The sequence below is a fragment of the Rhodopirellula sp. MGV genome, assembly GCF_002251265.1.
Taxonomy (GTDB): domain Bacteria; phylum Planctomycetota; class Planctomycetia; order Pirellulales; family Pirellulaceae; genus Stieleria; species Stieleria baltica_A.
Map to the genome: position 1 here is coordinate 159,166 of NZ_NPDI01000047.1, position 13,585 is coordinate 172,750.

Here is a 13,585-nt window from a genome sequence, read left to right on the forward strand (position 1 = left end):
CACCCAAATTGTAGACAGGAAGTCTTCCTACTGCATTGCCGCAGCAGGTGAATGCACAGATCCAATTTTTACTGATTCCAAACAACTTGCCGGACTACATCCGCCGATAGTGCATCGCAACCGCACCGTTGGTCAGCGGCATTGCTTCAACGAGTTCAAGTTTCCGAGTTGCGTGTAGTCCGCTTTGATATAGCGTCGGCCCATGGCCGGCAATTCGGGGATGGACGAGAAACTTGTACTCGTCAATTAGATCTAATCGATCGAGTTCCGTTGCCAGCGTTCCACTGCCAAGCAGCACACCGTTCGGCGACGCCTCTTTCAGCCGCGTGATGCCCGAGACCAAGTCACCTTCGATAGGATGGCTGCCGTTCCATTGAAACTCGCTTCGCGTGGTTGAAACGACATACTTTGGCTTCGCCTGCAATTTGACCGCCCATTCCTTGATCGCCGGGGCAGCTTCAATTTCACCGGAAGCCACCTTTGGCCAGAAACATTCCATCATCTCGTACGTCACCCTCCCCCATAGCATCGCCCCACACTCATCCATCAGACGCGTGAAATAGGCGTGCGTTTCGTCGTCGGCGATCCCTTCTTGATGGTCGACGCATCCGTCGAGGGTAACGTTTATCGCAAAAGTCAATTGACCCATCGAATCCAAGCTCTCAAGTATTTGCCGGTGGAAGTGGTAGCATTGGTTCATCACAGCGGATTCAAGCTCGCTTGTAGTGGCCAACGCAAATGAACAACGAGAGCGATTGAATTGGCGTTCAATAATGCTGAAGGCTGACCGCGACGTTCTCGTTCTAACTTGATCGGAGCAGCGTCACGCGTCTGCACTTTGTCCAGCCGGTGAAGCAACTTCTTGATCTGCTTCGTAGTCGAATGGACTGATGGAAAAAAGACACCATCGCAATGAAACTCGAACGAAATGTTACAGAAAGCGTTCGCCCACTAGGCAAGTGCCGTAAAGATCGCGAAGACCAACAGACTGATCAGCAGCAAACTTGCGATTGCGAGGCCCATTCCAAACCAGGAGAACGTTGCCGATTCGTGATTCCCGTCGATCGTTGGAACTGTCCTCTCGGCAATTCGTTCTTCGGCGTCCGCAACCAGCTTGCGTTCCGCATCCGTTGGTTGAACCAAATCAGGTTGTGTAGGGCCAAAAAGCATTGTGATTGATAAACCTCCTTCGCAATCGACGTCCAGTGCACCGGGAGCACCGACAAGAATTGTACTGCTACCGAGCAGCAAGCCGCAATGAACAGGTTGATCGAGAGGCTGCTATGGATTGGTGCGTTCCGATAAGCGGCGATCCATCTCTGGATCCCATTTCGCTGGCAGGTCGGTCAATTTGATTTGATACACCAGCAATGATTTCTCGGAAAGTTCGGGGAAAGCCTTGCGTTCGCCATAGGCCAGGTTTGGTGGGACGATGATCTTTCGATGTCCGCCAATTTTCATGCCCAGCAACCCATACTCGATCCCGGCAAAGCTGTTCCGTGCACCGACGCGGATCTGGTAAGGTTGGCTCGCCTCAGAAGCAAACAATTGATCGCCCTGATGAAGCAAACAAACGCAGTGACAGACAGCGACGTCGCCGGGGACGCAGTGACGTCCAGAGCCAATCGACAGATTGACAATCTTTAAACTAAGAGGTGGCTTCATCGTTTCGGTCATCATCGGGAACCGCAAAAAATCCCCAGCAGACCGCGGGGACCAACTTGCCAAAAATTCGTCCGTGCAAAAATACCAGTGCGAATACAGCGATGAACGATGGCAAGATCCAGTCGTCGAGATCCAGATTCCAGAAGACATCCGCAACGACTGAGGCGAGCACCACGAAAGCGATCGGCACAGCCCACAGCGTTGATTTCCCATTCCAATTTCGGACCGCCAAGTAGTTTCCACATCCGGGGCAAAACCCGAACGGAAAGACGTATCGGGCGAACTCAACTCGTTGTGCACAGACAGGGCAAAGCGAGCGATCGTCTGCTCCCGTAGAGTCAGAGTCCGTCGGCGTGTAGGGATTGATTTCTGTAAGCGGCATGCATTGAACTATAACAGCGAAACGCGTCCAGAAAAGCGAGAAAGACGGCGGGAGCAAACCGCCATGCGCATCATCTCTTGCGACCGTAGCAACCAGCAGCTGGCTCTCGCATGATACAATCGGGCGGAACCGGAGCGAACGTTCCCCGGCAAATGTAGTGGACGAAGCGATGAGTCCCTGCTTTGGGCTTCGCAATGCTTGCTCGCACTCATAAGCCGCATAGGCGATAGCCAGCGGTTGAATGGTACTGGTCTTTCGCCTGCACCATCGCCGCAAGCCGAGAACCGAAAATCGCCTAAAGGCGAGACTCCAGCAACGTGAACTCAACAAAAAAAATCCCTCGCCGGCAGCTGCTGGCGAGGGATTTCGTTTTGATTTAAACGCTTGGAGCGAACGGCGATTACTTGCCTTCTTTCTCTTTGCGTTTTGCTTCGATGATGTCCGATTGGATGTTTGAAGGAACTTCGCGGTAGGTTGCCAGTTCCATCGTGAACGTCCCTTGACCTTGCGTCATGCTTCGCAGGTCGGTCGCGTAACCGAAGGTTTCTGCAAGCGGCACTTCGGCGATGATGATGCTGTTGCCATCAACGCTGTCGTTGCTGCTCATGATACCCCGGCGGCGAATCACGTCACCGACGACGGTACCTTGGAAATCTTCAGGGCACTCAATTTCGACCTTCATGATCGGCTCGAGCAGCTTTGGTGAGGCTTGCTTGAAGTACTCACGGAAGCAGCCTTGAGCTGCGGTGTAGAACGCCTTTTCCGACGAGTCGACTTCGTGGAACGAGCCGTCTTGCAGGTCGATTCGGGTTCCCACCACGGGGTACTCGGCCAAGGGGCCTTTGCCCAGGATGTCGCGGAAGCCTTTTTCGATCGCAGGGATATATTGCTTAGGAATACGTCCACCGACGACGTGATCTTCGAATTCAAAGCTGTCTTCGCTGATCGATTCCAGCGGACTGAGCTTACCGACGATGTGAGCGTATTGACCGCTACCACCGGTTTGCTTCTTGTGCTTGTAGTTGAACTCGACGGGTTTGGTTGGGCTTTCGCGGTAGCTTACCTTTGGTGCTCCGACTTCGATTTCGACGTCGTATTCGCGGCGAATTCGTTCGATGTAAACTTCCAGGTGAAGCTCACCCATCCCGCTGATCAGGATTTCGTTGGTCTCTTCATCGGTCATCACGCGGAACGTTGGGTCTTCCTTGCGGAACCGTTGCAGTGCCTTGCCCATCTTGTCGCCGTCGCCACGGCTTTTGGGAGCCACGGCGATTTTGATAACGGGGTCTGGGACGAACATCGATTCCAGTGTGCACTGGTCACGGGTCGCACCGTAGGTATCACCACTCGCCGAGTCGATTCCCATGACAGCGATAATATCGCCGGCTTCTGCCGAATCGATTTCTTCGCGTTTGTCACTGTGCATTCGGACGATACGGCTGAATCGTTCGCTGCGGCCGGTACGTTGGTTAACGTAGGTGCCGCCTTTCTCGATCTTGCCTTGGTAAATACGCATGAAGGTCAGCTGGCCGAACGGATCGTCAACGATCTTGAAGCCCATGCCGACGAACGGTGCGTCTGGATCGGGTTTCAGTTCGATTCGCTTTTCTTCGTCCTGAGGGTCGCGTCCGTAGATTTCACGATCCAGAGGGCTTGGCAGGTAACGGTTGACTGCGTCCAGCAACGGTTGAACGCCTTTGTTCTTGAACGCCGTTCCCATGTAAACAGGAGTCGCTCCGCCGAGGACGGCGTCACGGGTGACCTTGTAGATCATTTCCTTAGGAACTTCTTCTTCGCTCAACAACAGTTCCATCATCTCGTCGTTGTACATCGACAACTGTTCGAGCATGTGGACGCGTTGCTCTTCACACTCGTCTTTGATGTCCTCAGGGACTTCGCCGACGACGATGTCTTGACCTTCAGAACCGGCGTGGCGATACGACTTCATTTCGATCAAGTCGACGACGCCTTCGAAGTGCTCTTCTTTGCCGATCGGGTACTGCATCAGGAACGCTTCGGCGCCCAGCTTTTCACGCAGTTGCTCGACAACCTTGAAGGGGTTTGCACCGGTACGGTCCATCTTGTTGATGAACGCCAAGCGTGGAACTTGGTAGCGTTTCATCTGGCGGTCGACGGTGATCGATTGGCTTTGAACACCACCGACACTGCAAAGAACCAGGACCGCACCGTCAAGAACGCGAAGACTGCGTTCCACTTCGACGGTAAAGTCGACGTGGCCGGGGGTGTCGATCAGGTTGATGCTCTTGCCTTTCCACTTCAGGCTGGTTGCGGCACTGGTGATCGTGATCCCACGCTCTTTTTCCAGTTCCATATGGTCCATCGTCGCGCCGTCGCCGCCGCCGCGAACGTCTTCGATCTTGTGGATTCGGCCAGCGTAGAACAGGATTCGCTCACTAAGGGTGGTCTTACCCGAGTCAATGTGTGCGCTGATCCCGATGTTTCGTACGTTCTCCAGTTTCATCTTTTTTTACCTAGCATTGGCAACCGACCGGGAGATAACACGGCAACTGCCGCAGTCGTTGGTCGGGGGTTGAATGTTTTCGTGTCTATCGAGCTGCGATTGAGTTTGCAGTGATTTGAGTGGAAATGATGGCGATCAGCCTTTGACGCCTACATTCGCAAACTTGGGGAACCACCCGGGTTCAAATCCGTCGCTGACCGGTCAACGGGTGGGGCCAAGCCGGTGAACGATCGGATGATCCGATCGGCTCGATTAAACGAGTTCGTTTGACCAGGATCGGTAATTCGCCGGCGCGGCTGGAAATTTTTGCGGAATATGGCAAAGGATTGGCCTAGCGGGAAGGGCAAATCGGCCCCTCGACGCGAAACGGCCATGGGATCGCGGCCCATTTTCCCGTTCAGTCGGCTTTGATGCGTTTGCGGAGGTCCGAGCAGGTGCTTTCAACCTCACACAACATCGCTTTATTCCGACTTCGCATTGTCGCGGAAAGTCCCCACGATGCCGCGATCAAAAGCCTTTATGGCCGGACCGCGGGCACCCAGACATGGGGTCGATAGGCAGCTGCGTTTTACGCCCCAGCGGTTAAGACAGAGGTGACTGCGACGAAGGTGAAGGCCCGTTGCGGCTTCGGTAAACGACGCAACGCAAGCTCGACCGGTTGACTTTGCCACCGGTTGACACGTAATTCCTCGCGATTTGCTTCGTTGCCGCATAGTTTCCTCTTGTGGCCGGTTCAACCGACCGACATACTCCTGCTCCATTAGATTTTTTGTAGGCGAGTCGCTGAGCCGCGCCGTGGGATCCGTTTCCCAGGCAAGCTCCAGTCTCAACGACCGTCGTCGCAGCTTTGGCGAGCCAGCTTCGTCGAATCCCCCTCTCGCTGTCGAAATCGGACTGCGAAAACAAACCGCTCGGATCACTTGATTCCGACCCGGTTCGGGTGGCGAATTCGACTGATTGCCGGTCACTTCGGTTTGACACCGAAAAGCCAACCCAGGTTCGATACTATGGCCGTTATGCCAAGATGCCGAACAAGGGTGCTGCGACCGCGCCCGATCGCCGCCAACCCGAGAGCTATTAAAAGCAATGCCTCCACGCCCAATGAGCTCGCGTAGCCGAGCCCGCAAACGTTCACGCGTCCGCTCCCGCGCCAAGAAGAAGGATCCAATCTTCGTTGATGGCCAGCGACCACGTCCGATGTATGTCGATTACAAGGACGTTGAACTGCTCAAGAAAATGATCAACCGCCAAGGCCGTATCGTCGGTCGCCGCAAGAGCGGTTGCACCGCGGTCAGCCAACACGCTGTCACCGCTGCTGTCAAACGCGCTCGCTACATGGCGCTTCTGCCTTACCAAGGCGAATGAGCTTTCGGACTAACCGCCGCGTCGAGTTTCGAGACACCGACGCGGCTGGCATCGTTCACTTTTCGGCATTCTTTCCTTGGATGGAATCTGCCGAACACGAAATGCTGCGTTCGATGGGAATCAAGATCATTCCCGATTCCCACGACGCTGCTGACGAGGTCACTTGGCCGCGCGTCAGTGTTTCTTGCGACTACCATCAAGCCGCGCGCTTCGAAGATTGGCTGACCGTCGATGTGACCGTCGGCAAGGTCGGTCGCTCAAGCGTCCAGTATGAGATCGCGTTCTTCCGCGAATCAGACGCCGGTGAAATGCTTCCCATCGCCACCGGCAAAATCGTCGTCGTCTGCTGCAAGTTGCAGTCTGGTGGCCGTTTGCAAAAAGCCGAAATCCCCGCCGACATCCGAGCCAAGCTCGAATCGATCTAGGTGAATGCCTCGTAGTGGATCTTGTCAAAGATCCGTCGCCCAGGTGTCTCGGCCCTCGCCTCCAGCTCATCTCCAACCGTAGTGGATCTTGTTAAAGATCCTTCAGTGGAGCCTTCAAGCGTCTAGCTCCGCAGGCGATCTTACGTTAGCAAAATCCACGACCCCACTTTCGAATCAGTCGCGTGTTCTCTCGCGATCAATCGCCTTTGTACTTTGGGATTGAAAACGAATGAAACGTGATCACGACGCCAACGGCGATCATGGACAGTCCCAGCCAGCGAGGCGGTTGGACACGTTTCTTGGGTTTAGGGACGACGGGTTCAATGAGCGCGCCGACGGTCGTTGAATTGTCGACCAATGGCGTGTTGGTCATCTTCGCCATGAATCGTGTAGAGGGTTCGTTCAGCACAAACGACTCGACGCGGCGAAATTGCAGTCCCAGCAGGATAAGCAGTATCCCGAAGAGGAAGTATCGATTTCGGTACATTGACATGGTTCTAGCCGATCAGCATCAGATGGGAGGATGTTGTCCACGTTTTGCTATCGTCTGCCAAAGCCATTTTGCACGACTGATCCAAGGCCAGATGTCGTGGGCTGGTCAAACCCTGCCATTCCAAGCCGCATCGTCGCAAAAACTGTTACCGCGTGGGGGCGTTCACGCTCTCGGTGCTGAGTTTTGGTTCAGTACTTGGATTCTTTGGGACCGTTCAGGCGGGCGGTTTAATGCACGCCATTCGGTGAGTCATCGCCGAAGAGATGGTCGACGGCTTGTCGCATTGATTGCCCGAAACTGTTGTAGGCAGAGTCTTCGAGTAGTTTCGACTGGCTGCTTTGCATGATGGCAGCAGCCAGTGTCTTGTGGTTCCGCCAATCGTTCAGATCGAAGTCACGGATGTCGGTGTAGACGTTTGACAGGTTGTTGCTGATTTTGGGGACCAGGACGACACCGTTGGTTCCATGCACGATGTGGTAGTGCATGACGACGAACAGCAGCAGGGCACCGCAAAACATTCCGGCGAAGAACTTTGACATAGTGCTTGAATTAATAGGCGTTCCGAAAGCGGCGGGCAAGTCGAATAAAAAATGGCAATCCTTGTGCCAAGAAATGGCGGGAGCGTCTTGACGATCAGCCCGGATCGCTACAGACTACGCAACCCGTCGCGAGACGCATTTGATTGAAGTTTCGTTCATCACTTGCCGATCAAAGACACTCCCGGGCAAGAGCACTTGTCAGGCGAGCAAAAAGGGCGATTAGCTCAGTTGGTTAGAGCGCCACGTTGACATCGTGGAGGTCACAGATTCGAGTTCTGTATCGCCCACTCAAAAACACCGCAATTCGCGGTGTTTTTTTATGCGCCGACTTTGCTTGTTGATTTCCCGCTGGGCCACTAAAACACATTTGGTCACAGTTTAGTGGCCCAAGATAGTGGCCCACCGGGGAATAGACATGGCACGTGAAGCAAAGCTGAATTGGGAGGCAAGCCGTGGAAAATGGCGTGTCCGATATCGGGGCCAGTCATTTCGCTTTGACGGTGGCAGCGGAAAGTCAGATCGCGTGGCTCACAAGGCGGCTCAGGCCGCTTGGAAGAGGCGGAAGACAGAGCTCGATTCTGAGTTTCTGCGAGCTCGCGAGCATCAGCGAGATTACGAGGCTTGCCTGGCTGAGTGGCAGGCTGTTCTAGGTTATGCCAGCGAAGTTGAAGACAAGGCTCTTCTCGCTAGGGCCAGTCGAGTCATCAAGGGCTTGCAGAAAGATCTTGCCGCCGAGTTTTTAGAACCGCTGGCCAGCGGTCGCCGATTCCTTGCTGCCCAGCCGCTGTCAGAGCTCGAGGATCACGAGATTGATGCGTTGTTGGTCTATGAGCCCCGAAGCCAAGGTGGGGGCGTTGAGGCGCAGCGTGAGCACGCGAAGAGACTCGACGCGATCTGGCGATCGCGAATTGATGATCGGCTCGGGCATGCCGAAGTGAAGGCGGAGCCAGATTCGATCGCTGAGACCATTGCTGCCTTTCTGGATCACAAGCGTGCGGAGGCGAATTCTGGGAATATCTCTGCAGGGCGTGCTGATTCGTTGCGTGGGCACCTGTCGTATTTGGAGGGCTGGGAAGGCGTCGGGCAATCCGTCAAGCAAATTGACGCTCGCTGGTTGGACGGCTTTCGCGAAAGCGTGCTTGAGAAGATTTCAAATGAGGAGATTTCGACGAGCTACGCAAAAGACATCCTTGGTGCGGTGAAGCAGTGGGTTCGGTGGCTGTACCACACCGAAAGAATCGATCAAGTTCCACGTAATCTTGATAGCCGTCACATGTCGATCGCCGTGAAGCCTGTGAAGATCAAGGTCGTCTCGATTGAGGACTGGAAGGTCTTGAAGGCGAACGCTTCAGAGCGAACAGAGCTGTACATGCTGCTCGGGCTAAACTGCGGGATGACGCAAATCGATATGTCCGACTTGCGTCCTGCCGACGTTGATTGGGAGGCAGGGACGATCACGCGGAAGCGAAATAAGACCCGTAAGTTTAAAAGTGTCCCTACGGTCACTTATCAGTTGTGGCCGCGGACGTTCGAGTTGCTCAAGCAGTTCCGCAGCGAGTCGCCCGAGCGAGTTCTGTTAACCAAGGAAGGGCGTATTCTGGTGGAGTCCGGCATCAAGGATGACAACAAGCTTCAGAAGAGAGACTCTGTTCGTTTGGCGATTCGGTACCTGCGCGGTCAAACGGGGATCGAAGTTACGATGAAGATGCTCAAGAAGCTATCCGCATCGCTGATTCGAGACAGCAAGGAATTCAATGGGCTTGAGTCTCTCTTTCTCGACCAAGCAGAGAGCCGTGTCAGTGGGAAGCACTACGCCCTGCCTCCCCAGCAATTGCTTTACCAAGCGATCGATTGGCTTGAGGTGGAACTGGGGATCAGGTCTTCTTGACTCTTAAGGTGATTGGGTCTCTCTGGCATGTGATCCAGCAATATTTACCGCCGTTGATTTTTGGGCTGCTTGATTGCCTATCGGTCGGCATAGCCTAGCGGCGGGCCAGGGTAATCGCACCAAGGTAAATATTCCGGGCGATACCATTCCACATTTGCTAAAGTGATTTGTCTGGGAACGCTAGCGTGGTTCCGGGCGCCCGGGCCACCGCAGGCTGGTTGTTGCTCCGTTAAGGGGATCTGTTGGGTCGCGAGTGCGGTGCGGTTCAATCATGCCACAGCGTGTTGCGTAATGGTGCTCAAAAGACTGCTTCTTATAGACCATGGGGTAAATTGGTCAATGTAAATAGACCGCAGCCAGTTGATAAGTGCCGCGATGCGCTGGCGCCGGAACGCCCTAGATTTGCTGATTAGTCAATGTTCGTGCTGTTTTGCTGAGTCATTCGGTTTCAAAACGCGATAGGTCGCTTTGGGAGCTGAACCCTCGGTGTACTTGATTTGGTGAGTGTTATGGTGGGTTTCCAAAGGCGGCGTCCTGGATTGGTGCATGGATATGACGGCGAAGTTCATTGGCCAAATGGCAGTTGTGGCATTTTGGAGCGTGATCCAATAGTCCAGCATGCGAATAGAAAGTTTTTGATAGCGAAGTACCGCTGTGTAGTTGAGAATAGCCTTGAGATTGTTAAGGAGCGATTGAAATTGCTCGACCCGGACATATTCAATCCGTCGACGACAGGGCTGCTTGATAGATTCAGCAGAGCGCTTTTGTGTGGCAGGATCGTCGCTGGTACCTTTGACGGTGTTGCTCCCTGTTTTGCATGTGATCAAACCAAGTGTTGTTTGCGTTGCCGTTGGCGCAGGGCCGCTGAAATAGCGGATGCAAAAGTGTTTGGAGGATCCAGCTTTCAGCTAAACGAGGAAGTGTACCATTGTGTTTTCCATATTCCTGAGACGCATCATCCAAACTCCGAAGAGGGTGAGCGCCTTAGCTACGAATTCATCGCCAGTTCGGTTAAGCGACTTAGTCGCTTTCTTTCACGCAGTATTAATGGCGTTGATGGTCACGAAATTGTGATGCGGCAGATCGCAGTGCACCCCAAACTGATGTCGAATGGATGCATTTCCCCACACATTCATATGTTGATATGCATGAAATCGCCTTCAAATCCGACTCTTGTAGAGGCCAAGCTCAACAGCAAATGGGAGGAGTTGACTGGACGGGAATTCGGTGTTTCTGAATCAGTGGGGTTTAGTGCCTGCGGCGACCGCATCTACACCGAGAAGTTGACCAACAAAAGTGGTCGCAGAAACCGGATGGAAGCCAGCCACTTAGTAAACACTATCGAATACATTCGGCGATGTTACAAGCCGAAGGATAGCCCACGCACGATCGCTCGGCATAGCAAGCTGTGCGAAGAATTTGGCATCAATCCATTGGGGTTGATTAATGGCGATCGTGTGGAACTATCCACCGCCTATCATTTCCATCCTGCGAGGTTGGGGAAACAATGCGTGATCGTTTTTGAATTTTCTGGTCAAGCCAATGCAATCTCCGTAGAGGATTACGATACAACTCGAAAGCGTCTTGAGATTGAGGCAAAAGAGCTCATCGTAAATCAATTGCAGCCATTAAACGCCTTTAAGTATTTTGAAAAAATGCCGAAACGAAAAACGCCCAAGCCGCCCTACTACCGGGAAATGAAGCCAGTTCCAGAGCAAGTCGACGCATTTGAAGAAATGTGTTGTTTGGCTAACTCAATCGCTGCGAACCGCGATGCGCGTGATGTTGTCGACTTGCTGACTCCTGTCATGCTCCAAGTTGATCACAGGGTTCGGCTCTCTCTTTCAGCAAAGTGGATTGAATGGGAAAGGGTGCTCGAACTTGCTCTTCGTCAACAGAAACACCCCCGGCCAGTGGCAGCGGCGCGTAATACGTTTACTCTCGGCAAAGAGCTGATTTTGCGTTTTCTCGGATGTAGTCGGCACCGCTTGGACGGACTTCCAGCTTGTTCAGCACTACACACGATTGTCGGAAAGTGCTCAGGAATTACCTTTCAACAGTTGATGGTTATTGCTCAGTATGCGTGTGTTAAATCTCAGTCGACTTTTGATCCCATCGAATGGCAGCGAGATGTAGATGAAGCAAATGAAATTTACAAAGCTGCCAGAAAGAATTTCCAGCTGTCAATGGTGTATGGGGGAATCGCTGTCAAAGCGAATTTCACGCCGGAGAAGTTGGCGAACTTTATTAAGCGGAGTAAAGGCGAAGCAACGTCCGGCCGTAGGGCAAAGGGGGGACGCTCGTCGGGGCTTGGGCTGTGATCGAAGTTTGGGAGCAGATTCAGGTAGCTTGCTCTGTCACCTGCTGCCATAAGGCAGGGGGTATCAGCCGTATCAGGGACTTAAGCCGTCTGGTTTTAAAGATCGCGATTTTTGAATTCAAAAAGCCGCGAAAGGAGCAATGGAAATTAGCAGTGTTAAGTTGGTTGATTGGTGTGTTGTCTTCACGTTTCGAAATAGCCGGTGGGTGTTGTGAAGCATTCAGGGGATGTTGGGAATCAGTGTTTTGGTCGACGAGGGGGGGCAATTACGGATCTCGTTGACGGTAAGACGCATTCTTGGGAACCGCAGAGTGAGTCTGTGGTCCGGGAAACGGAAAGACTGGTGGCATGCTGGATTTGGTGGAATTGCCTTTCGCAGGAGTAAGTGATTCGCGACGGTGAGCGTGCGGGTGCCACGTAGTCTTTGCCAATGGTTTCGTGTTGCTGCTTTCCTCTTGCGGAGTCGGTGTTTCGATAGTTGCTCGTCGCCAATTGAGCGTTGTCGCGATTCGTCGTTTTTGAGCTCCTCGGTTTGCATGGACTCGTATCGCTTTTTGGGGGAATATAGGGTCGGGAGAAGTGAATTATCGAAGCCATTCGGGTGATTCAGCCATGGCTAGCGAAGATTCCCGGGCGCCGGACTGTCATGACTAACCCGAGTTCCCGGGCGCCCGGGAGAATTGTGTTGCGTGTTGTGGCGACAAGGACGTCGCTGTTGGAGCGTTTCTCTCATGTTTCGCCGTTCGCAGCCGAATGATGGTTGTGTTCAGCGTAGGACGCTCTCTCGCGTTTGGGGCGGTGCATGCCAAGGCCAAGCGGGCGTAGCGAATGCCGTGTGTGTGGAAACGAAATGGCGGAGTTCCACGCGTTCCGTTTGTTCTGGCTCTCGCCCAGGCAAAATCGAAAGAAGGCGTCATCGCTCAAGGTGCCGACCACTCAGCAGGGCAAAGCCACCTTTTAGAGGCTCGGTAAGCCACAATGCCTTTCTCTGGGGATTTCCAGAGCAGCGATTGGGAGTGTCGCTCGTGCGAAGCGGAGGTCAATTGCGAGCGAATCAAGCTCGGTCAGGTTTTCTCAGCCGTGCTGAAGCGGTAGCGAATTTTTGCAGCTTTTCCAGGTTTGTTGTGTAATCGAGTGGAAAGACGCTTCGCTTTGTTCGTGAGCCTAAAGAAATGATCGACTCCCGCCCTTCTCTCCAGATTGACAGCTACTTCAGTCGTTACGCCGCCCGGTTGTCTCCGGATTGGCGATGGAATCGCATTACCCATTATGCAAAGCGACATCCCGAGCTTTGCGCCGCAGATCATTTCACCCAAATCGGTGTTTATGTTCTTGTTAGTGATGAAAGGCGATGCGTGTACTACGGAGCGGAGCTAGCGGACCAGATCCGTCTAGCGATGGCCCTACGCAGGGTTCGGCTCAAGCGATTGGAGATTGAGGCTCGGTTGCTTGTGTGCGAATGCCACTCCGATGTCGCTCGATTGTGCCGGTTGCCGATTGGCGTGGTCGAAGCTTACTCAACAGCGTTCTTTGACGTATCGGCTAGGTCCGGCGCCAGTGCATGGCTCGCGAGTCGGGTCGTGCGTGATAGTCGTTTTGCCGATGATCGGCTTCGCATGGTTCTCTTTCAGCAGGCACTTCGAGGCGGTCCGAAAGTCGTTGAGCATTGGATTGAACACTTGGGGTTCGTCGATCAAGGGCTTGTCCATGATTTGTCGACGCCAGTGGGGCGCGAAAGAGAGAGCTTGGAGTTGATCGTGTTGGCTTCGCGTTTGGGGCAGCCCCCGACAGACAATCTTTTCAAGGCGTCGCTTGAAGAAGTGGCCGCGAATGCATCACTGCCAATCGCAGTCGCAGGGAAATTGCAAGCGGTCTGCGAAGCGGTTTTGGTAGATCAGGTCAGTGATTCACTTCTCCAGAGCGTTTTTTCTGATTGCTCTGATGCAGCCAGTTCTGCAGCGTCGATGCAGGAGCCTCGCACCGCCGATCGTTCCGTGCGCGGGCATTCCAAGAATGTCGCCTAGTA

At 53.6% G+C, this 13,585-nt stretch carries 12 protein-coding genes and 1 tRNA gene; 6 read left to right on the top strand and 7 right to left on the bottom strand.

The window, feature by feature from the left end; all coding sequences use genetic code 11:
• Positions 1-94: 94 nt before the first annotated feature.
• From CGZ80_RS17395 to fusA, 5 genes are all read right to left on the bottom strand, one after another.
• The gene (locus CGZ80_RS17395) at positions 95-649 is read right to left on the bottom strand and encodes a dihydrofolate reductase family protein (protein WP_094416829.1); all 555 of its coding nucleotides are present in this window, start codon (positions 647-649) and stop codon (positions 95-97) included.
• A 302-nt stretch (positions 650-951) separates the two neighbouring features.
• On the bottom strand, positions 952-1,170 hold the full coding sequence (locus tag CGZ80_RS17400; protein ID WP_143544002.1) for a hypothetical protein: 219 nt from the start codon (positions 1,168-1,170) through the stop codon (positions 952-954).
• A 111-nt stretch (positions 1,171-1,281) separates the two neighbouring features.
• Positions 1,282-1,665 carry an FKBP-type peptidyl-prolyl cis-trans isomerase gene (locus CGZ80_RS17405; RefSeq protein ID WP_094416831.1) on the bottom strand — a complete coding sequence of 128 codons (384 nt, stop codon included), beginning with the start codon at positions 1,663-1,665 and terminating at the stop codon, positions 1,282-1,284.
• The gene (locus tag CGZ80_RS17410) at positions 1,649-2,047 is read right to left on the bottom strand and encodes a hypothetical protein (RefSeq protein WP_094416736.1); all 399 of its coding nucleotides are present in this window, start codon (positions 2,045-2,047) and stop codon (positions 1,649-1,651) included. Before CGZ80_RS17410 ends, CGZ80_RS17405 begins: the two co-directional genes overlap by 17 nt.
• A gap of 400 nt (positions 2,048-2,447) precedes the next feature.
• Positions 2,448-4,529: an elongation factor G gene (gene fusA, locus CGZ80_RS17415; RefSeq protein WP_094416738.1), complete on the bottom strand. Its 2,082-nt coding sequence runs from the start codon at positions 4,527-4,529 to the stop codon at positions 2,448-2,450.
• Between the two features lie 1,101 nt (positions 4,530-5,630).
• On the opposite strand from fusA, the gene rpsR reads away from it, so the two are divergent.
• A complete protein-coding gene (rpsR, locus tag CGZ80_RS17425; RefSeq protein ID WP_094416742.1) occupies positions 5,631-5,894 on the top strand; it encodes a 30S ribosomal protein S18 in 264 nt (87 codons plus the stop codon).
• Entirely contained in the window at positions 5,891-6,319 is a 429-nt protein-coding gene (locus CGZ80_RS17430) for an acyl-CoA thioesterase (protein WP_094416744.1), read from the top strand. Before rpsR ends, CGZ80_RS17430 begins: the two co-directional genes overlap by 4 nt.
• Positions 6,320-6,515: 196 nt before the next feature.
• Here CGZ80_RS17430 and CGZ80_RS17435 read toward each other — a convergent pair whose 3' ends face one another.
• The gene (locus tag CGZ80_RS17435; protein WP_094416746.1) at positions 6,516-6,812 is read right to left on the bottom strand and encodes a hypothetical protein; all 297 of its coding nucleotides are present in this window, start codon (positions 6,810-6,812) and stop codon (positions 6,516-6,518) included.
• Between the two features lie 227 nt (positions 6,813-7,039).
• Complete coding sequence (locus CGZ80_RS17440) at positions 7,040-7,351, bottom strand: hypothetical protein (protein WP_233148488.1); 312 nt, start codon at positions 7,349-7,351, stop codon at positions 7,040-7,042.
• 213 nt (positions 7,352-7,564) lie between these two features.
• Here CGZ80_RS17440 and CGZ80_RS17445 point away from each other — a divergent pair.
• The 4 genes from CGZ80_RS17445 (at position 7,565) to CGZ80_RS28070 (ending at position 13,583) form a co-directional block, all read left to right on the top strand.
• Positions 7,565-7,638, top strand: a tRNA-Val gene (locus CGZ80_RS17445).
• 128 nt (positions 7,639-7,766) lie between these two features.
• The gene (locus CGZ80_RS17450; protein ID WP_143544003.1) at positions 7,767-9,239 is read left to right on the top strand and encodes a site-specific integrase; all 1,473 of its coding nucleotides are present in this window, start codon (positions 7,767-7,769) and stop codon (positions 9,237-9,239) included.
• 509 nt (positions 9,240-9,748) lie between these two features.
• The gene (locus CGZ80_RS17455) at positions 9,749-11,560 is read left to right on the top strand and encodes a hypothetical protein (RefSeq protein WP_094416750.1); all 1,812 of its coding nucleotides are present in this window, start codon (positions 9,749-9,751) and stop codon (positions 11,558-11,560) included.
• 1,171 nt (positions 11,561-12,731) lie between these two features.
• A complete protein-coding gene (locus tag CGZ80_RS28070; RefSeq protein WP_146042971.1) occupies positions 12,732-13,583 on the top strand; it encodes a hypothetical protein in 852 nt (283 codons plus the stop codon).
• The last annotated feature ends 2 nt before the right edge of the window (positions 13,584-13,585 follow it).

Coding starts and splice junctions, on each gene's coding strand:
- CGZ80_RS17450 (WP_143544003.1), top strand. CDS start 7,767: ATGGCACGTGAAGCAAAGCTGAATTGGGAGGCAAGCCGTGGAAAATGG.
- CGZ80_RS17430 (WP_094416744.1), top strand. CDS start 5,891: ATGAGCTTTCGGACTAACCGCCGCGTCGAGTTTCGAGACACCGACGCG.
- CGZ80_RS17410 (WP_094416736.1), bottom strand. CDS start 2,047: ATGCCGCTTACAGAAATCAATCCCTACACGCCGACGGACTCTGACTCT.
- CGZ80_RS17395 (WP_094416829.1), bottom strand. CDS start 649: ATGGGTCAATTGACTTTTGCGATAAACGTTACCCTCGACGGATGCGTC.
- CGZ80_RS28070 (WP_146042971.1), top strand. CDS start 12,732: ATGATCGACTCCCGCCCTTCTCTCCAGATTGACAGCTACTTCAGTCGT.
- CGZ80_RS17455 (WP_094416750.1), top strand. CDS start 9,749: ATGGTGGGTTTCCAAAGGCGGCGTCCTGGATTGGTGCATGGATATGAC.
- CGZ80_RS17405 (WP_094416831.1), bottom strand. CDS start 1,665: ATGAAGCCACCTCTTAGTTTAAAGATTGTCAATCTGTCGATTGGCTCT.
- CGZ80_RS17400 (WP_143544002.1), bottom strand. CDS start 1,170: ATGCTTTTTGGCCCTACACAACCTGATTTGGTTCAACCAACGGATGCG.
- CGZ80_RS17440 (WP_233148488.1), bottom strand. CDS start 7,351: ATGTCAAAGTTCTTCGCCGGAATGTTTTGCGGTGCCCTGCTGCTGTTC.
- rpsR (WP_094416742.1), top strand. CDS start 5,631: ATGAGCTCGCGTAGCCGAGCCCGCAAACGTTCACGCGTCCGCTCCCGC.
- CGZ80_RS17435 (WP_094416746.1), bottom strand. CDS start 6,812: ATGTCAATGTACCGAAATCGATACTTCCTCTTCGGGATACTGCTTATC.
- fusA (WP_094416738.1), bottom strand. CDS start 4,529: ATGAAACTGGAGAACGTACGAAACATCGGGATCAGCGCACACATTGAC.